Annotated in this window: 15 protein-coding genes and 1 pseudogene; 10 read left to right on the top strand and 6 right to left on the bottom strand. The window is 43.2% G+C overall.

Features of this window, described 5'->3' with window-relative positions; translation table 11 throughout:
• Positions 1 to 159: 159 nt before the first annotated feature.
• From Xets_RS03315 to lysC, 3 genes and pseudogenes are all read right to left on the bottom strand, one after another.
• Positions 160 to 387: pseudogene (locus Xets_RS03315) on the bottom strand (dihydroxy-acid dehydratase); the annotation flags it as partial.
• A 32-nt stretch (positions 388 to 419) separates the two neighbouring features.
• Positions 420 to 1,250 (bottom strand): glyoxylate bypass operon transcriptional repressor IclR, encoded by an 831-nt coding sequence (gene iclR / locus Xets_RS03320; RefSeq protein ID WP_187651143.1) that lies wholly within the window; start codon positions 1,248 to 1,250, stop codon positions 420 to 422.
• A gap of 207 nt (positions 1,251 to 1,457) precedes the next feature.
• A complete protein-coding gene (gene lysC, locus Xets_RS03325) occupies positions 1,458 to 2,831 on the bottom strand; it encodes a lysine-sensitive aspartokinase 3 (protein ID WP_099131478.1) in 1,374 nt (457 codons plus the stop codon).
• 276 nt (positions 2,832 to 3,107) lie between these two features.
• On the opposite strand from lysC, the gene pgi reads away from it, so the two are divergent.
• The 3 genes from pgi to ubiA all read left to right on the top strand — a co-directional run bounded on the left by pgi (position 3,108) and on the right by ubiA (position 6,346).
• A complete protein-coding gene (gene pgi / locus Xets_RS03330; protein WP_099131479.1) occupies positions 3,108 to 4,754 on the top strand; it encodes a glucose-6-phosphate isomerase in 1,647 nt (548 codons plus the stop codon).
• Positions 4,755 to 4,937: 183 nt separating this feature from the next.
• Positions 4,938 to 5,444, top strand: a complete 507-nt coding sequence (ubiC, locus tag Xets_RS03335) for a chorismate lyase (RefSeq protein WP_099131480.1) — start codon at positions 4,938 to 4,940, stop codon at positions 5,442 to 5,444.
• 47 nt (positions 5,445 to 5,491) lie between these two features.
• Positions 5,492 to 6,346: a 4-hydroxybenzoate octaprenyltransferase gene (gene ubiA, locus Xets_RS03340; protein WP_099131481.1), complete on the top strand. Its 855-nt coding sequence runs from the start codon at positions 5,492 to 5,494 to the stop codon at positions 6,344 to 6,346.
• A 64-nt stretch (positions 6,347 to 6,410) separates the two neighbouring features.
• On the opposite strand, the gene plsB is transcribed toward ubiA, so the two are convergent.
• A complete protein-coding gene (gene plsB / locus Xets_RS03345; protein ID WP_099131482.1) occupies positions 6,411 to 8,879 on the bottom strand; it encodes a glycerol-3-phosphate 1-O-acyltransferase PlsB in 2,469 nt (822 codons plus the stop codon).
• Between the two features lie 136 nt (positions 8,880 to 9,015).
• Between plsB and Xets_RS03350 the strand changes: the two genes are divergently transcribed.
• Both Xets_RS03350 and lexA read left to right on the top strand, forming a co-directional pair.
• On the top strand, positions 9,016 to 9,387 hold the full coding sequence (locus tag Xets_RS03350) for a diacylglycerol kinase (RefSeq protein ID WP_099131483.1): 372 nt from the start codon (positions 9,016 to 9,018) through the stop codon (positions 9,385 to 9,387).
• A gap of 118 nt (positions 9,388 to 9,505) precedes the next feature.
• Entirely contained in the window at positions 9,506 to 10,120 is a 615-nt protein-coding gene (gene lexA, locus Xets_RS03355) for a transcriptional repressor LexA (RefSeq protein WP_099131484.1), read from the top strand.
• A gap of 149 nt (positions 10,121 to 10,269) precedes the next feature.
• Here the strand turns inward: lexA and zur are convergent, their stop codons facing one another.
• A complete protein-coding gene (zur, locus tag Xets_RS03360; protein ID WP_099131485.1) occupies positions 10,270 to 10,782 on the bottom strand; it encodes a zinc uptake transcriptional repressor Zur in 513 nt (170 codons plus the stop codon).
• A gap of 560 nt (positions 10,783 to 11,342) precedes the next feature.
• Between zur and Xets_RS03365 the strand changes: the two genes are divergently transcribed.
• The 3 genes from Xets_RS03365 to dusA all read left to right on the top strand — a co-directional run bounded on the left by Xets_RS03365 (position 11,343) and on the right by dusA (position 14,653).
• A complete protein-coding gene (locus Xets_RS03365; RefSeq protein ID WP_244208843.1) occupies positions 11,343 to 12,401 on the top strand; it encodes a DUF1266 domain-containing protein in 1,059 nt (352 codons plus the stop codon).
• A 72-nt stretch (positions 12,402 to 12,473) separates the two neighbouring features.
• On the top strand, positions 12,474 to 13,487 hold the full coding sequence (locus tag Xets_RS03370; protein ID WP_099131487.1) for a hypothetical protein: 1,014 nt from the start codon (positions 12,474 to 12,476) through the stop codon (positions 13,485 to 13,487).
• Between the two features lie 191 nt (positions 13,488 to 13,678).
• Positions 13,679 to 14,653, top strand: coding sequence for a tRNA dihydrouridine(20/20a) synthase DusA (gene dusA, locus Xets_RS03375; RefSeq protein WP_187651144.1), 975 nt, complete (start codon positions 13,679 to 13,681; stop codon positions 14,651 to 14,653).
• Positions 14,654 to 14,678: 25 nt separating this feature from the next.
• Here the strand turns inward: dusA and Xets_RS03380 are convergent, their stop codons facing one another.
• Positions 14,679 to 15,662 (bottom strand): quinone oxidoreductase, encoded by a 984-nt coding sequence (locus tag Xets_RS03380; protein WP_187651145.1) that lies wholly within the window; start codon positions 15,660 to 15,662, stop codon positions 14,679 to 14,681.
• Positions 15,663 to 15,844: 182 nt separating this feature from the next.
• On the opposite strand from Xets_RS03380, the gene dnaB reads away from it, so the two are divergent.
• The gene (gene dnaB / locus Xets_RS03385) at positions 15,845 to 17,254 is read left to right on the top strand and encodes a replicative DNA helicase (RefSeq protein ID WP_099131490.1); all 1,410 of its coding nucleotides are present in this window, start codon (positions 15,845 to 15,847) and stop codon (positions 17,252 to 17,254) included.
• A 102-nt stretch (positions 17,255 to 17,356) separates the two neighbouring features.
• Entirely contained in the window at positions 17,357 to 18,436 is a 1,080-nt protein-coding gene (alr, locus tag Xets_RS03390) for an alanine racemase (RefSeq protein WP_099131491.1), read from the top strand.
• Positions 18,437 to 18,477: the final 41 nt, after the last annotated feature.

Raw genomic sequence — 18,477 nt, forward strand, 5'->3', positions numbered from 1 at the left:
TAAACGCACGACAAGCGGGGCAGGTTACATCAATCTTTGCCATTTGAATGTTCTCCAAATAGAAAGATTATACATGATCAATAAATTGATATCACAACCTGCTGTTCGAATGACTAATGCCACTCCGCGGCATCATTTAACGCCCACGTAATGGGGGGCGGGGTGGACAAAAGAAGCGCCTGGTAAATGTAGTCCCATGATTTCTATCACCATTTGGTTGGAATTGGCGGTGCCGTAAAAAGAGCAGGTTCTTACACTGTGATAGGAGGCTGCTTCAGCTTCCAGTAGCGTTTGGCGGTCAACTTTACCTTCAACATAAAGCTGGCGAATACGAACTTTTTCTTTGTTTGGCAGCCCACTGGTCATTGGCCCAGCGGGAACAAAACAAATCAGCTTTTTAGCCGGGATCTTAGCAAAAATTACTTAATTCCACCGTATTCTCGGCTAATTGCTTTTGCTGCCCGCATAACAAGAGCACCAAGTTCAGTTACTCGATCATTAGAGATACGTGATACTGGGCCGGAGATGGAAATAGCGGCAAAGGCTTCATGATGTTCATCATAGATACAGGCAGCAATACAGCGCAATCCTAACGCATGTTCTTCATCATCAAATGAAAAACCTTGCTTGCGGATCTGTTGGAGATTTTCTGTTAATGCTGCGGCGGTGGTACAGGTATGTTGGGTATAAGCGTGCATCCCTTTTTTATGTAGCAATTGGAGGAGTTTTTGTTCAGATAGGGTAGACAATAAAGCTTTTCCAGCGCCGGAAGCGTGCATCGGTAGCTTACCGCCAATAGGCGCGGACATTCTCATCAGCGCATTACACTGCACTTGATCGACAATCACGGCTTCATATTCATCAAGATTTAGGATGGCTAGGTTGACGGTTTCACCGGAATCTTCCATTAATTGACGTAATATTGGATGAACCAGCACCATCAGATTACGGCTCTGTAAGAAACTACTACCAACGACAAAAGCATGGGAAGCGATCACCCATAACCCTAAATCACCTATCTGGCGGACAAAACCATGTTGCTGCAAGGTGGTCAAAAGACGGTGAGTAGTGGAGTTGGGTAGACCGGCTTGTATCGCCAGATCAGTCAAGGTAACACCAACAGGCGAATCGGAAATATATTCCAAAAGTGTCAGCCCTCGGCTTAAAGATTGAACCTGACCGTTTGCAGCGGTACTGTTTGTCGTCATCTTAGTCTTTTTTGTGCGTTTGCTAGCAACGGCTGTGCTCATAAGATTCCCTCTGAGTAATAGTCTGTTTGCAGCAATAGGAGCTGCGATAGACACAAAATGGAATTTATTTTCGTTTTCTTATTATGGCTGATAAAGAGGGGAAAAACACATCCGATGTGTTGTGGGTTGCTTAACTATCCTCTTTGCAAGATCAAGAAAACCCGCTTCTTATACGGGTTTTCTGGCACGATGTTTGACTTTATTTTGTTATTCTTCGAACAAACTCTGATGCAATGTCTGAATGACTTGTTCCGCATCGTTACCAGGAACGAGCAGACAGACATTATGGCTGCTTGCACCACAGCTAATCATACGAATATTAAATGGTTCCAACACGCCAAAAATCCCTTTTCCCAAGCCTTTTGCCCGTGAAAGTTCATTACCGATAATCGCCACCAAAGCCATATCTTCTTCGACTTCCACACGGCACAATTTAGAAAGTTCAGTTAGTAACGCATTGGTCAGCAGGTTGCCATTAGTGCTGGTGGAACCTTTGGTATCCAGCGTCAGGGCGATACTGACTTCTGATGTGGTAATCAAATCTACTGAAATATTGTGGCGTGACAGTAGGGTAAAAACTTCTGCCAGAAAGCCCCTGGCATGTAGCATTTTTAGGCTATGTAATGTCAGTAAAGTTTGTTTGCGGCGCAAGGCCAATGCACGAAACAGTGGGGGATTTCCTGTTTTATCACAGACTACTGTACCGCCTGCCTGTGGTTCTTTGCTGGAGCCGACAAATACCGGAATACCACAGCGAACAGCCGGTAGTAGTGTGGCAGGATGGAGGATTTTGGCACCGAAGGTTGCCATTTCTGCTGCTTCATCAAAAGCAATTTTATTGATGCGTTTGGCTGTAGGAACAATACGGGGATCAGTAGTGTAGATGCCTGGAACATCTGTCCAGATATCCACACGCTGTAAACCAAGTGCTTCACCCAGTAAGGCTGCGGTATAATCACTGCCACCTCGCCCCAGCGTAGTTGTACGACCTTTTTCTTCTCTGCCAATAAACCCCTGAGTGATGACGATTGTATCGTTCAGGCGAGGATGAAGGTGTTCCATTGTCAAAGTATGGATCTGGAGTATATTTGGCTCTGCCCGCCCAAAGTTATCATTGGTTCGCATGATCCGACGAATATCAAACCATTCGGCGCCCATATTGCGTTGACGTAGCAACTCTACAAACAATAAGGTGGACATGACTTCGCCATGGCTAACCAATTCATCTGTTAATGCTTCTGAAGTAGCGAGCGATGCTGCTTCTGACAGCATCTCAATATTTTCCAGCAGACGATCAATTTCCTCACGGATCACATCGGCTTCATTCAATCGGTCAATAATGGCGTATTGAATGTCACGGATCTGTTTTAGGTAGTTCTCCCGTTTGTCACTCTCGCAGCCAGCTGCTAATGCAACCAGCAAATTGGTTACGCCCGCGGACGCTGACAGAACGATCACACGGACATTTGTGTCCGCCAAAATAATGTCGGCGCAATTATTCATGGCATCAAAATCTGCCACACTAGTACCACCAAATTTTGCTACTACATACTGCGAGTTAGGAGATGAAACAGCACACATGGATGATAACCTTTTGTTCGGAGAATAGTTCAGAGAATAGGCTTTTAGAAATATCGGGTTAGGCGTACGGAGTCAATGTTTGACGATGAAGCATAAATAATTTTCATGATGGAAAGGAAATTATCGTTTTTGCCTATCTCAACAATTAAGACTGGAAATCATGAACTATTTTGACCAATATCAGTAATTACAAGGAAAAGGAGATTAATCACAGAATTAAGCCGTTACAATCTGTGCATTCCTATTGTTATTGACAGTTGATAGAGAGCATTATTCATGAAAAGCATCAACCCCAGCCAGACCGAAGCCTGGAAAGCATTGCAACAGCATTTTGAGCAAATGAAAAATGTGCATTTGCGGGATCTGTTTGAACAGGATAAAAAACGATTTACGGCATTTTCTGCGACATTTGATCAGCAAATTCTGGTGGATTACGCCAAAAACCGCATTACCGCAGAAACACTGGAGAAATTACAAGCATTGGCGCAAGAAACTGATTTAGCCAGCGCAATTCGCAGTATGTTCTCTGGTGAGAAAATCAATCGTACTGAAGATCGTGCGGTGCTGCATATTGCCCTACGTAACCGTAGTAATACCCCGATTATGGTGGATGGGGAAGATGTGATGCCGCAAGTCAATGCGGTGCTGGCGAAAATGAAATCATTCAGTGAACGTATCATCGGTGGCGAGTGGAGAGGCTATACAGGCAAAGCCATTACAGATGTCGTCAATATTGGCATTGGTGGCTCTGATCTTGGCCCTTATATGGTGACTGAGGCACTGAAAGCGTATAAGAATCACCTGAATATGCATTTTGTTTCTAATGTTGATGGAACCCACATTGCCGAAACGCTAAAGAACTTGGATCCAGAAACTACCTTGTTCTTGGTTGCTTCTAAGACGTTTACTACGCAAGAAACGATGACTAACGCGCATTCTGCCCGTCATTGGTTCCTGCAAAGTGCTATTGATGAAGCGCATATCGCGAAACATTTTGCGGCATTATCTACCAATGAACATGAAGTGAAAAAATTTGGTATCGATACCCAAAACATGTTTGAGTTTTGGGATTGGGTAGGGGGACGCTATTCGCTCTGGTCTGCAATTGGCTTATCTATTGCGCTTTCCATTGGTTATGAAAATTTCGAACAGCTGCTGAGCGGCGCTCATGCAATGGATAAACATTTTGAGCAAACTACCTTCGAGCAGAACATACCTGTTTTGCTGGCACTGATCGGCATCTGGTACAACAATTTCTTTGGTGCAGAAACTGAAGCGATTCTGCCCTATGATCAATACATGCACCGTTTTGCAGCCTACTTCCAACAAGGCAACATGGAATCAAATGGTAAGTACGTCGATCGTGATGGCAATCCGGTAAATTACCAGACAGGACCGATTATCTGGGGTGAGCCTGGCACCAATGGTCAACATGCGTTCTACCAGCTTATCCATCAGGGAACTAAATTGATCCCGTGTGATTTTATTGCACCAGCAATGAGCCATAATCCAGTGAGCGATCACCATAGCAAACTGCTCTCCAACTTCTTTGCACAAACGGAAGCATTGGCATTTGGTAAAACACAGGCTCAAGTGGAAGCTGAATTTGCACAAGCAGGAAAAAATGCTGAAGACGTGGCGAATGTTGTGCCATTCAAAGTGTTTGAAGGTAATCGCCCGACCAACTCCATTTTATTACGTGAAATTACCCCATTCAGTCTGGGAGCATTAATTGCGATGTATGAACATAAAATCTTTGTTCAAGGCGCCATTCTGAATATCTTCTCATTTGATCAGTGGGGCGTAGAATTGGGCAAACAATTGGCGAACCGCATCCTGCCTGAACTGCACGACGCAGAAGCTGTAACTAGCCATGACAGCTCCACAAATGGCCTGATTAATCAATTCAAAGCGTGGCGTTAATCTGAACTTTCATATTATCTAATCTTTTCTCACCTTAATAACTGTTGTTATTAAGGTGAGTTTTTTTGTGATTTACATAATTTGTTATCAACTTTTAATTTTATTGGTCTGCAACATGATATCCTCACTCCCCATTCGTTGTGCTGTCGGGGAAATTGATATTCCCCGCAATGGGAAAATGATATGGCAGATGACACAATATTAAATTCAACCCCCATCCACTGGTTATCATCAAATGAGACTGACCTTCTGCCTGAATCTGTTTTAGGTTGGCTGATGGAAGTAGGCTCAATGACACGTCGCTTTGAACAACATTGTCAGCAGGTATCGGTTGCTCCTTTCCGGGAAGGTTTTATCACTCTGGCAGAGTTAAATGATGAAAGTGAGCACTTACCTGTAAGTGAAAAATATTGGTTACGTGAAATTGTCTTGTATGGGGATAATATCCCGTGGCTTTTGGGACATACAGTTATTCCTGGGGAAACACTCACTGGCCCAGATAGAAAATTGGTTGATGTAGGCACTGTTCCACTTGGACGTTATCTTTTTAGTGGTAATAATTTAACACGGGATTATATTCAAATAGGCCGACAGGGGGATCGTTGGGCACGCCGTTCTTTATTGAGGTTGTCGGGTAAGCCACTGCTGCTCACAGAGGTTTTTTTACTGAATTCACCTGTATATAAATAGAATTAAGATCAACAGAACTAAAGGGGAGAAATAGATTGAAGGTCAGTATGACGCGGGATAAATGGCATGCTTATTGCCGTTTAATGCGTATCGATAAACCCATTGGCACATTATTACTATTATGGCCAACATATTGGGCATTGTGGATTGCCGCAAAAGGTATGCCAGATTTGCACATAGGGTTAGTATTTACTCTCGGTGTGTTTTTTATGCGTGCTGCGGGATGTTGCATTAATGATTTCGCAGACAGAAAATTTGATGGGTATGTAGAACGGACAAAATCTCGTCCTCTTCCCAGTGGCGATATTACCGAAAAAGAAAGCAAAATCTTGTTTGCCACACTGATACTCATTTCTTTCGCACTGGTTCTGACACTGAATAAAATGACGATTGCATTGTCAGTCGTTGGGCTGGCACTGGCGTGGGTTTACCCTTTTGTCAAGCGCGTTAGTCACTTGCCACAAGTTGTGTTAGGTGCTGCTTACGGCTGGTCAATTCCTATGGCGTTTGCCGCAGTCAGTGAATCTTTACCTTTAGAATGCTGGCTATTATTTTTAGCCAACATCATTTGGTCTGTAATTTATGATACGCAGTATGCAATGGTTGATCGTGACGATGACTTGAAAATCGGGGTGAAATCGACAGCCGTACTTTTCGGACGTTTTGATAAACTAATCATTGGCATTCTGCAATTCATCATGCTGGGCATTTTGGTTTTAGTTGGCGGGATGGTGAATCTGGGGGGAATATATTATTGGACGGTATTATTGGCAACAGCACTATTCGTTTATCAGCATAAATTGCTCACAAATAGGGAAAGGTCTGGCTGTTTTCAAGCGTTTATGAACAACAACTATGTCGGTTTAGTTCTATTCCTCGGCGTTTTTTTTAGCTATGTCTAATAGGGTGTAGCTTTAATATAACGGGCGGTAATCCGCCCGTTAATTTCTGACCTGTTTGGTGTCGTTATTGCTGTTCTTGTGTTACCTGTGCAGGTTCATTTTGTTCTGGTGGCATACTAACACTTTCAATCGTCAAGCGAATTTCAGGTGACATCAGCTCACTCAATACATGATAGAGTTCCTGGGCACTGGTTGTAATCATATCGCCGCTGTCTTGAATATAACTTTCTTCGCGCAGCGTATTGACCGAACAAGCAAAAACTGCCTTGTCGAAGAACTCCGGCGCATTGATGCCATGCAGAACTGACAGACGTTGTGCCAGCATCCGGCTCTCTTTTTCCAGTACACCACGGCTGATTTCAGGTGTGGCATTCAACAAAGAGAGTGTAATGGCATAACGTTGCAGCGTTTCCCTGATGCCAGCTGCCAGCAATTGCAGTGGGCGAATACGCGCAGGATTTAGCACCAGCATTCCTTGCTCTTTGTTGCAGATAAGGCCTTGGCGTGCCAGCTCATCAATCAAGGTATTGACGACGTCAGGGAGTGTTTCTTTGCTGTAACGCATGAAAAGTTCCTGCTTGATCAGCGGATAAATCAACGCTACCTGTCTGAGCAATTCACTGCGACTAATGCGGCGGTGATGCATAATAATACTGGTAATCAGGGATGGCAGGATCAATAAGTGCTGGATATTATTACGATAATAAGTCATCAATACCGCGCTTTCACGTGGCAGGATAATAATATCTCCCAGACTATCTTTCTCGACTTCAAACTTATTCATCATAAGAGCATGATCTAACAACTCTTCTGCGGTTTGGTTTGGCACTGTGATATCGTCAGTGTAAGGCACATTACGCAGTAATTGCAGATAGCAATCCAACTGCTCAATAAGTTGTTCACGAGTAAGTGCTCGCTGACGTGATGACAACAATGCTGTAGTGCATAAATTAATAGCATTAGCGGCGGCAGCATTATTGATATTGACCATAATATTGTCAGCCAGTTTACTGACTGTTGGCGTCAGCCATGTTGGACGCTGAGATTCTATTGGATCAATGGAATCACGCCACTCTGGTACATGCTGATTCAGGTATTGTGTCAACGGGATCGGTTCACCAAAATTCACGTAACCTTGTCCCAGATTACGTAATTTGCGCAACCCTCGAACCATCTGGAAAAAGCCTTCTTTTTCCTTGGTTGCACCGCGCAGCTCTTTGGCATATGTTGCCACTTCCATCACATGTTCATAACCGATATAGATCGGCACAATCGTGATTGGACGAGATTCTCCCCGCAGCATAGCTTGCAAGGTCATGGAGAGCGTCCCCGTTTTGGGATCAAGCAAACGACCAGTACGGGAGCGTCCTCCTTCGACAAAGTATTCAACCGAATAACCGCGGGTAAACAACTCACCGAGGTATTCACGAAAGATGGTTGAATAGAGCTTATTGCCTTTAAACGTACGGCGGATAAAGAACGCACCAAGACGACGGAATATCGGACCAGCAGGCCAGAAATTCAGGTTAATGCCCGCAGCAATGTGTGGTGGAACCAGCCCTTGGTGATAGAGCACATAAGAGAGCAGAAGATAGTCCATATGGCTGCGATGGCATGGAACATAAACCAGTTCATGACCATCCTGTGCCAACTGGCGAACTCGTTCGGCGTTATGAACATTGATGCCTTGATACAAACGGTTCCAGGTCCAACTTAAAACCCGATCGGTCAAGCGTACGGTTTCATAGGAGAAATTTGCAGCAATCTCTTCCAACATATTGATGGCGTTCTGCTTTGCCTTTTCGGGAGAGATTTTCTTGCTACGGGCTTCATCAGCAATCGCTTTTTCTATTGCTTTTGATGTCAGTAACTTGTTGAACAGATCCTGTCTGGCAGGCAAACGAGGCCCAACCGCCGCAAGACGCTGGCGGGAATAGTGCATCCGAGCCACACGGGCGAGTTTATTGGCGATGATATTATCTGTACCATGCTCGTCGGCCATACGGCGTAAAGACACAGGTGTGGAGAAACGGACAAAACTATCCCGTCCAAGCCATAAGATCGCAAAAAACTTCTGCACGCCATTTAGCAAGCGTAATTGTGGGGTTGTATGCCCTTCTTGCCCTTCGCGTCCTGGGGAACGGCCAAACATGACGGAAACGGGCACCATCTGGATATCCAGATCGGGATTATTGTGATGCAAGTCCAGATAAGAGTGGAAAATTCTCACAGATTCATGTTTTGGCGCATAACAACGGAACACACGTGGACCATTATCGATAAAGACACAACTGGGAAGCTGTGTATCACCAATTTCCAAAGGGTTCAACGGATCGGGCAGATCTTGCGCCAGACATTGTTGACGTAGAGTCAATAAGTCTGTTTTTGATCGATACGGCAGTATATACAAAATAGGCCGAGTCGTATCAAGACGCAGTTCTGCAATAGGATCCGTAGGGATTAGTTTACTTTTTACTAATAATTTTAGTGGTAAATTCAATAACTTATAATATATTTTACGCCAACCTGACATAACTGCTTTAAGCCTCTTGTTAGCAATGCATCGCAAGGATACCAGAAACAAGTTTTGAGATCTGTGTAAATAAGACAATAATAAGAGCTAAAAGTTATATATCCATACAATCATGAAGTTCATTAAAGAAATTTTTATGGCAAATCAATCAACAGGTTTAAGCCGTATCATTAAAGCGGCTGGGTATTCGGTGAAAGGAATCAAGGCTGCATGGCAAAATGAAGCGGCATTTCGGCAGGAAGCAATTGCTGCCATACTTGCGATCATTATTGCATTTTCTTTAGATTTTGGCTTACATGAGAGACTCCTCCTGATTGGCTCTGTTATGCTGGTGGTCATTGTCGAAATCCTCAATAGTGCCATAGAAGCAGTCGTGGATCGCGTCGGTAGTGAATATCATGAATTATCAGGTCGAGCGAAAGATATGGGGTCTGCAGCTGTGTTGCTTACCATACTTTTGGCGTTGTTTATTTGGGGAATGATCTTTTGGTCGCATTTTATGCACTGAGGTAGTGTGTGTTTTCATCAGATACGTTATTTAGCTGCTTTTACATGCTGACAGGTTCCCAATTCGACTTTACCTGTATATACTCACAGTCTGACTGTATAAACAAACAGGGGGCGAAATGAAAGCATTAACTGCCAGGCAGCAGCAAGTCTATGACTTGGTGCGTGATCATATTTCGCAAACGGGTATGCCACCAACACGTGCTGAAATTGCAGCGCGACTTGGTTTTCGTTCACCTAACGCAGCAGAAGAGCATTTAAAGGCACTTGCGCGTAAAGGGGTGATAGAGATTATCTCTGGTGCGTCCAGAGGTATCCGTTTGCTGCTTGAAGAAGATGAAGGGGCAGGATTGCCGTTGATCGGTCGTGTTGCTGCTGGGGAACCACTACTGGCTCAGGAACACATCGAAAGTCACTATAAGGTTGATCCTGAATTATTCAAACCAAGCGCTGACTTTCTGTTACGTGTCAGTGGGATGTCCATGAAAGACATTGGGATTATGGACGGAGATTTACTGGCTGTACATAAAACACAGGATGTTCATAATGGGCAAGTCATTGTGGCGCGCATTGAAGATGAAGTCACAGTAAAACGCTTCAAACAAACAGGAAATAAAATTGAACTGATTGCTGAAAATCCGGAATTTAAACCCATTGTTGTTGATTTGAGCGAGCAGAATTTCACTATTGAAGGATTGGCAGTCGGCGTTATTCGTAGCGGGGACTGGTTCTGATTGTAAAGGCGGATAATTGCAGTTTGCCATTCTGGGGCGGTCATTTTTCCCAGAACCCGTTAAACTTAAGTTTAACGGGAACTTGAAAAATATAAGATTATATTAGCTATGACCGCCTCATTGCCCAATTTGGCTTCGAGTGTTTTTTCTTATTTCTTTTTATTTTCTTCAACCGAATGATTGTGCTGGCATATATCGCGCTCTGTACAGGATTCAATCTCATGGCAGGAAGAACACATGCCATGCACTTCTATCACGCTATTTCGCAAATGAAATCCCGTACCTTGCGCTAACTGTTGAATAGCTGATTCAATATCCTTTGCATCCTTTTCGGTTACTGAACCACAAAATTCACAGATAAACATTGCCGAAGTATGGTATGGCTCTTCAAAATGATGGCAAAGCACATAGCTATTTGTAGATTCTATTTTGTGAATAAAACCTTGTTCAAGCAGAAACTCCAATCCACGATAAACGGTTGGAGGCTTGGCTTGTGGCTCGACTTCACGCAATAAATCCAGCAAATCATAAGCGCTTATCGCGCTAGGCTGTTCAGTGATTAAACGAAGAATTTCAAGGCGTTGAGGTGTCAAACGAACCCCTCTTGACAGGCAGATTGTTTCAGCCTGTGCCAGTAACTTTTTTTGATTGATAGTTTTCATTACACCTCTCACACCTAACACGATGCTAATGACTTTAATGTTATCATGTTTTTTAACCTGAGAGTGGGATCGATATGATGTTCAGTTCTCGTCTGATGTGTAACATACCTGTGAAGAAAAGTGGTTAACTTGTCATGATGGGATACTTGAAAATAAAATTAATCCGTGGATAAGAACAATAAAATGGGCTGAAAAACGGAGAAAATAAAACTGAAAATATTGGATAATATCTGAGGGTTTAAGTTAATTTATCTGGATAATTATATTGAAAATTAAAATTATATGTTGTTTGAATATGTCACTCTTCATAATTAACACTGTAAATAGTATTCTCCATTACTAATATTAGGCATGGTTTATAATGATTAATAATAAAAGCAGTTTATTCTAATGGTTCTACTTAGGAAAGAAAAAGATTTTAACATTAAAGAATTCAAAATACATCTTACTTAATTAATGGATTAAAAATGAAAGAATTATTGCAAAACCACCCGAATAATAGAAGGTTTCCTGTTAATGGTTTTCGGATAATCAAAAATATCCTCAAGGAAAGAAAAAGTGTGACATTTCTTAAGCCTATTCAGGCAGTTGGTTTAAGTGCTCTTTATATTGCAACACTTTTGTTAGGGATATTATCGACCGGAATAACGATACTGATCTTTGATGATAATAACGTATCTTCAAAGGGATATATACTTTGGGCTAGCTTGATTGGCTTGAGCTTACTTGGTATATATCTCTCCACTTACAGTTTCCAACGCATCAAAAATCTCCCTATTACCGAACAGAAACGTTATTACTTACAGGCAAAGTATTCTGTTTTGCCGGAAGAAAAGCGTCAGGCATTGCGTTTGCATATCGTTAGTTGTTATTACGATGGTTTTTGGACAGAAACATTAGAACATTACCCTTTAAAAAGCCGTGTTTCTCGCGATAATTACCAATACCGTATCTTGCCCTTATCTGATGCAGAGCCTCATCAGTCTCAAGTCTATACAGATTGGGGAATACTTAATGAAAAAGATTATTGGAAAGTACTGCATGACTTATGGGCAGGAATGCACTCAGAGCGTTTTGCGGTTGATGCGGTTTTTACCGATGGAGAAATGTTTAAGGTACTTGGCAGTTTAATTGAAGAGCCAGAGGAATATGTACAGCAATGTTCTCGCTCAATTAATGAACGTCCGCCCGTTTTACTTTGGGGATTTGATCTCTGGCGAGCGATTGTTTTGAGCCGAAATTGTTTTGCTGCGGGCTATATTAGTGAAGAAACGGCGTGGAAAAATATACTAAAAACAGCCGATTATGTTTATGAAATTTTTGGCAGCTTCGATGAATTCCACACGAATTATCGGTTAGGTAATGCCTATTGGAGCCGGAATTTTGACACAGCGAAAGGACGCCTGAAAGCGTTTTGGTTTTATAAGGAACATTGTGACTGGCCGATGGCTCAATTACCTTGGCCAAACCCGAAAGGTATCTTTATGGAACAATATATGAAAGATGGTTTTGCTAATGCGGTCAATTCCATATTGCGCGATCAACAAATGGAAGATTCACTCGACGACGAAGTCATGGATGAGGATAGTAGCCATACTGCAATTCGTGTATTGCATTAATAACATGTAGGGATAGGTATGTATACTATATGGCACAAAGGAACGATTTAAAAAAATAATATGAGTACAAACATGGCAATATATGAATTAACACAGGATAGGTTAATAGAAGTTGAAATGACTTCATTTGAGGCAGAGAAGCTGAAAGAACGACAAGACATTCAGCGTCTTTTAAAATCACAAATTGGAGCCATTAGTCCAGATACATTAGTGATTGCAGAAGAATATAGTCATTTTGTTGGTTCTAATCGCCGCCTTGATTTACTTGGTATCGATAAGTCTGCCAATCTCGTCGTCATAGAGCTTAAGCGGGATGACGATGGTGGTCATATGGAACTTCAGGCGATTCGGTACGCAGCTATGGTTTCGAATCTAACGTGGGAGCAGGCTGTTAGTGCCTACAGGGAATTTTTGAGTCAAACGGGACAGGATATTGATGCTGAAAGTTCGTTGTTGGATTTTCTGGCCTGGGACTCTCCACAGCATAGTGATTTTGCTAAAGAAACACGTATCGTTTTAGCTGCTTTTGGTTTTTCTAAAGAGATTACGACATCGGTTTTGTGGATGAATGATATAGGAATGGATATAACTTGTGTTCGTCTTCAACCTTTTCGAGTAAATGAAAAACTTTTATTGAATGTTGAGCAAATTATTCCTCTTCCCGAAGCGGTAGATTACCAGATAAAGGTACGCCATAAAAATCGGGAAAAGAGAGTTGTTAGCAATGAAAAAGATCACTCATCACTTAATCTGTATGTTAATGGAATACCTTACCAGCAAGGATTCCGTAAGTCAGATATTGGTTTTTATACAGTTAAAGCACTTGAGGAGCATCAATTAATTGATGAGTCTGGTTTTAGCTATCTCCGAAATAATAAAGCTTGTTCGTTTCAATTGCTGAAAAAATATGAAGAAATTAAAGGAACTGGAGATAAATACAAAAAATATCGCACTCAGTTAGAGCCTGAGTTTGATTATCAAGGTGAGGGGTACTACATCGCTCGAAATTGGAGCCTTTCTAGTACAAATCGATTTATTAATGAAATTCAAGAGAAATTCTCGTCACTACACTTTGAATGGAGCTAATTCAAGTATTCATTTTTGGTTGAGTTTGAAGCGATCCTTTTCGCTCTGTATAATCGCTCGCCTTGGATAATTTGGGGGGAGTTTGTGCTCCCCCCTTAATATCTCCTAATGGCTGAATAAGCCGAAATAAACCAGAATATAAAGTGGCGATATCGGCGCTATCTTTTTGATTTTTAAACGAGGTTTGTGATATGCACCCATCATCCCGCTTCTCCGTTGCGCCCATGCTCGACTGGACTGACCGCCATTGTCGTTACTTTCATCGTTTATTGAGTAAGGAAGCGCTGCTTTACACGGAAATGGTTACAACGGGGGCGATTATTCATGGCAAAGGGGATTATCTGGCCTATAACGAGCAAGAGCATCCATTGGCACTGCAATTGGGGGGCAGTGATCCTCAGGCATTAGCACAGTGTGCTAGGATCGTGCAGGAAAGAGGCTATAATGAGATCAATCTGAATGTGGGTTGTCCTTCTGATCGTGTGCAGAATGGCCGTTTTGGTGCTTGCCTGATGGGAGAAGCAGCGCTGGTAGCTGATTGTATTAAAGCAATGCAGGATATAGTGGATATTCCTGTTACCGTTAAAACCCGCATCGGAATTGATGAACAGGATAGCTACGAGTTTCTGTGTGATTTCATTGATACTGTCGTGAAAAACAGCGATTGCGATAATTTTATTATCCATGCACGTAAAGCGTGGCTGTCTGGTTTAAGCCCGAAAGAAAACCGTGAAATTCCACCTTTAGATTACCCGCGAGTCTATCAATTGAAACGGGATTTCCCTCAATTGACGCTTTCAATTAATGGCGGCATTAAATCACTGGAAGAAGCCAAACAACATTTGCAGTATATGGATGGTGTGATGGTTGGGCGAGAGGCCTACCAAAATCCATCTATTCTGGCACATGTAGATCATGAATTGTTCGACCAAACAGTTCCAGTGACCAATACGGTTGAGGCCGTTAAAGCGTTTTATCCTTATATCGAACAAGAACTATCCAAAGGCACTTATTTAGGGCATATCACCCGCCATATTTTAGGCATTTTCCAGGGGATACCTGGGGCACGTCAGTGGCGTCGTCATTTAAGTGAAAACGCCCATAAGCAGGGCGCTGATATTATGGTTGTTGAAAAAGCGTTGAAAATGGTGACAGAGCGGATGTAAATCCGCTCAGGAATTTTGTCTGAAATTATGGAATCAATAAGTTGGAACCGTGGGTTGCACGGTTTTCCAGCGTCTGGTGTGCTCTTACTGCTTCTCTCAATGGAAATTTCTGGTTTTCTGGTACATCCACATTGATTTTGCCGCTGGCAATTAAAGCAAACAATGTCTTGCTGGCTTCTGCCAACTCTTCGCGGGTGGTGATATAGTCATTAAGAGAAGGGCGGGTGAGAAACAGTGAACCTTTCTGATTGAGGATACCCAAATTTACTCCAGTTACCGGCCCTGAAGCGTTACCAAAACTGACCATCAAACCTTGTCGTTTCAGGCAATCCAGTGAATCCAGCCATGTCTCTTTACCAACAGAATCGTATACGACACCAACTTTTTCTCCGCCAGTAATAGCCAGGACACGTTCCACAATATTCTCGCGACGATAGTTGATGGTTTGCCATGCTCCTGCTGCTTTGGCGAGTGCCGCTTTTTCGTCTGAACCTACTGTGCCAATCAATTTCGCACCCAATGCTTTTGCCCATTGGCAGGCAATCAAACCAACACCACCAGCGGCAGCATGAAATAGAATTGTTTCTCCTGCCAGGAGCTTATGTGTTAAATTGAACAGATAATAAACAGTCAGACCTTTTAAAAATGACGCAGCAGCTTGTTCGAACGAGATCTCATCCGGCAACAGCGCTAATTTACTTTCAGAAACGTTGTGTATTTCACTGTAAGCACCTAAGGCTGACTGGGCATAAACCACACGATCACCGACTTTAATTGATGTCACATTGGAGCCAACTTTAGTGACAATGCCTGCGGCTTCTGTTCCCAAGCCACAGGGCAGGCTGGCGGGTGGATATAAGCCACTGCGTATGTAGGTATCGATATAATTAATGCCGATAGCTTTGTTTGCGACTTGTACTTCATCGGGAGCAAGGTCAGCAGGTGTAAATTCACAATATCGGAGTACTTCTGGGCCGCCAATAGCGGATAATTCGATGTGTTTTGCCATGGTAACTCTCTCATTATGTTAGAAATATTGGGAACAGCCTCGCACGTTTGCAATGAAATAGCTGTAAATAGCGTTAATGTATCTGAAATCATTACAGACTATATATAATTACTCAAGGCTGTTTTCATGGCGTATACTGATACCCTATTTCGTTTTTTGTTTAGTGGATTGATGCGATATACATGGCTGGAAAAAAACCAACTAACAACAGTATGGCTGAACCAAAAGATCGCCAAGTGGAAGGGCTGAAACTTCCACCACACTCTTTGGAAGCAGAGCAATCCGTGTTAGGCGGTTTGATGCTGGATAATGAACGTTGGGATAGTGTATCCGAACGGGTTACCAGCAATGACTTTTTTAGCCGACCACACAGGCGTATTTTCTCTGAAATGCAGCGTTTGCTCGAAACAGGCAAACCTATCGACCTGATCACATTATCGGAATCTCTTGAACAGAATGGCGAACTCGATAATGTCGGAGGGTTTGCCTATCTTGCTGAATTGTCGAAAAATACCCCAAGTGCCGCGAATATCAATGCTTATGCTGATATTGTCCGAGAACGTGCGGTAGTACGCGATATGATCGCGGTAGCCAATGAAATTGCCGATGCAGGATATGATCCACAAGGGCGAACCAGCGAAGAGCTGTTGGATTTGGCTGAATCACGTGTATTCCAGATCGCAGAAAATCGGGCAAATAAAGACGAGGGCCCGAAAGGCATTGAACAGATCTTGGAAGAAACCGTTGAACGAATTGAGCAACTCTATCAGCGCCCGCATGATGGCGTAACAGGCGTTTCTACCGGCTATCAAGATCTGGATAAGAAAACAGCAGGATTGCAAAAATCAGATTTAGTTATCGTAGCGGCGCGTCCTTCAATGGGTAAAACGACTTTTGCGATGAACCTGTGTGAAAACGCGGCAATGATGCAGGATAAGCCTGTTTTGATTTTCAGCCTTGAGATGCCAGGCAATCAGATTATGATGCGTATGCTGGCGTCCCTGTCCCGCGTAGACCAAACACGTATTCGTACTGGTCAGCTTGATGATGAGGATTGGGCTCGAATTTCCAGCACGATGGGAATTTTGCTGGAAAAACGCAATATGTATATCGATGACTCATCCGGTTTGACGCCAACAGAAGTACGTTCCCGTGCGCGACGAGTTTTCCGCGAACACGGTGGGCTCAGTTTGATTATGATCGACTACCTGCAATTGATGCGAGTACCTTCTTTATCTGACAACCGAACACTGGAAATAGCGGAAATATCCCGCTCACTGAAAGCACTGGCAAAAGAACTTCAGGTGCCGGTTGTTGCGCTCTCCCAGCTTAACCGTAGTTTGGAACAGCGAGCCGATAAGCGTCCGGTTAACTCTGATCTGCGTGAATCAGGCTCTATCGAACAGGATGCTGATTTGATCATGTTTATCTATCGTGACGAGGTTTATCACGATAATAGTGAACTGAAAGGAGTGGCGGAAATCATTCTTGGTAAACAGCGTAACGGCCCTATAGGCACAGTAAGGCTGACATTTAATGGTCAATGGTCACGATTCGATAATTATGCTGGGCCGAGTTACAGTGACGAATAAATCCAAGTGCCTATCGTTCGTGTTCAAATGACTTCAATAATCAGCATCGAAGATAGGCTGTTATTATCAAACCTGACTGAAAAATTATAAAAAGGGGATGGAATGAAAGCGGCAACTGCTGTTATCGACCGCCGCGCTCTGCGACACAATTTGCAACAGGTGAGAGTACAAGCTCCTGATAGTAAACTAATTGCAGTTGTGAAAGCAAACGCCTATGGACATGGTTTATTAGAAACTGCGTACACAATGGAAGATGCTGATTGCTTTGGTGTCGCTCGTATTGGGGAAGCGTTTGCCCTGCGCAGTGGCGGGATCGTCAAGCCAATCTTGCTATTAGAAGGTTTTTTTGAAGCGGCGGATCTCCCCGTTTTAGTCGTCAATCATATTGAAACCGTGGTGCATAGCATTGAGCAGCTTGAAATATTGGAGCAGGCGGATTTGTCCCATCCGATTAAAGTGTGGATGAAACTCGATACAGGAATGCACCGTCTGGGTATCAGGATCGATGAAGCAGATGCATTTTATCAACGTCTGAGCCGCTGTCGTAATGTTGAGCAACCCGTTAATATCATCAGTCATTTTAGCCGTGCAGATGAGCCTACAATTGAAACGACCCAGCAACAAATTGAGCGCTTTATGGCATTTATTGTGGATAAAGCTGGCGAGAAATCCATCTCTGCATCAGGGGGGATTTTATTATGGCCAAAGGCGCATTTGGACTGGGTTCGTCCCGGCATCATGATGTATGGTGCTTCACCAATGGCAGATAAAACCGCTGCCGATTTTAATTTACTCCCTGCTATGACACTCAAATCCAGCTTAATCGCCGTACGTAAACACAAAGCGGGGGAAGCGGTAGGATATGGAGGTACGTGGAGCAGTGAACGAGACACATGTCTTGGCGTTGTGGCAATGGGATATGGTGATGGCTATCCCCGCAGTGCACCTGTCGGTACGCCAGTATTTATCAATGGTCGGGAAGTGCCACTTGTTGGTCGTGTATCTATGGATATGATTACTGTGGATCTGGGACCAACATGCCAGGATAAAGTTGGGGATGAAGTTATCCTTTGGGGGAATGCCCTGCCAGTTGAAAAAATTGCGGAGCATTCGGGGATCAGCGCATATGAGCTGATTACGAAACTGACCTCACGTGTTGCGATGGAATATCTAGACGAATAATCAGGGTAAGTTATATTGTCTTTTATCTCATCTTTTGTATC

It is taken from the genome of Xenorhabdus sp. TS4, from assembly GCF_014467265.1.
Classification (GTDB): Bacteria; Pseudomonadota; Gammaproteobacteria; order Enterobacterales; family Enterobacteriaceae; genus Xenorhabdus; species Xenorhabdus ehlersii.

Coding starts and splice junctions, on each gene's coding strand:
- iclR (WP_187651143.1), bottom strand. CDS start 1,250: ATGAGCACAGCCGTTGCTAGCAAACGCACAAAAAAGACTAAGATGACG.
- lysC (WP_099131478.1), bottom strand. CDS start 2,831: ATGTGTGCTGTTTCATCTCCTAACTCGCAGTATGTAGTAGCAAAATTT.
- pgi (WP_099131479.1), top strand. CDS start 3,108: ATGAAAAGCATCAACCCCAGCCAGACCGAAGCCTGGAAAGCATTGCAA.
- ubiC (WP_099131480.1), top strand. CDS start 4,938: ATGGCAGATGACACAATATTAAATTCAACCCCCATCCACTGGTTATCA.
- ubiA (WP_099131481.1), top strand. CDS start 5,492: ATGACGCGGGATAAATGGCATGCTTATTGCCGTTTAATGCGTATCGAT.
- plsB (WP_099131482.1), bottom strand. CDS start 8,879: ATGTCAGGTTGGCGTAAAATATATTATAAGTTATTGAATTTACCACTA.
- Xets_RS03350 (WP_099131483.1), top strand. CDS start 9,016: ATGGCAAATCAATCAACAGGTTTAAGCCGTATCATTAAAGCGGCTGGG.
- lexA (WP_099131484.1), top strand. CDS start 9,506: ATGAAAGCATTAACTGCCAGGCAGCAGCAAGTCTATGACTTGGTGCGT.
- zur (WP_099131485.1), bottom strand. CDS start 10,782: ATGAAAACTATCAATCAAAAAAAGTTACTGGCACAGGCTGAAACAATC.
- Xets_RS03370 (WP_099131487.1), top strand. CDS start 12,474: ATGGCAATATATGAATTAACACAGGATAGGTTAATAGAAGTTGAAATG.
- dusA (WP_187651144.1), top strand. CDS start 13,679: ATGCACCCATCATCCCGCTTCTCCGTTGCGCCCATGCTCGACTGGACT.
- Xets_RS03380 (WP_187651145.1), bottom strand. CDS start 15,662: ATGGCAAAACACATCGAATTATCCGCTATTGGCGGCCCAGAAGTACTC.
- dnaB (WP_099131490.1), top strand. CDS start 15,845: ATGGCTGGAAAAAAACCAACTAACAACAGTATGGCTGAACCAAAAGAT.
- alr (WP_099131491.1), top strand. CDS start 17,357: ATGAAAGCGGCAACTGCTGTTATCGACCGCCGCGCTCTGCGACACAAT.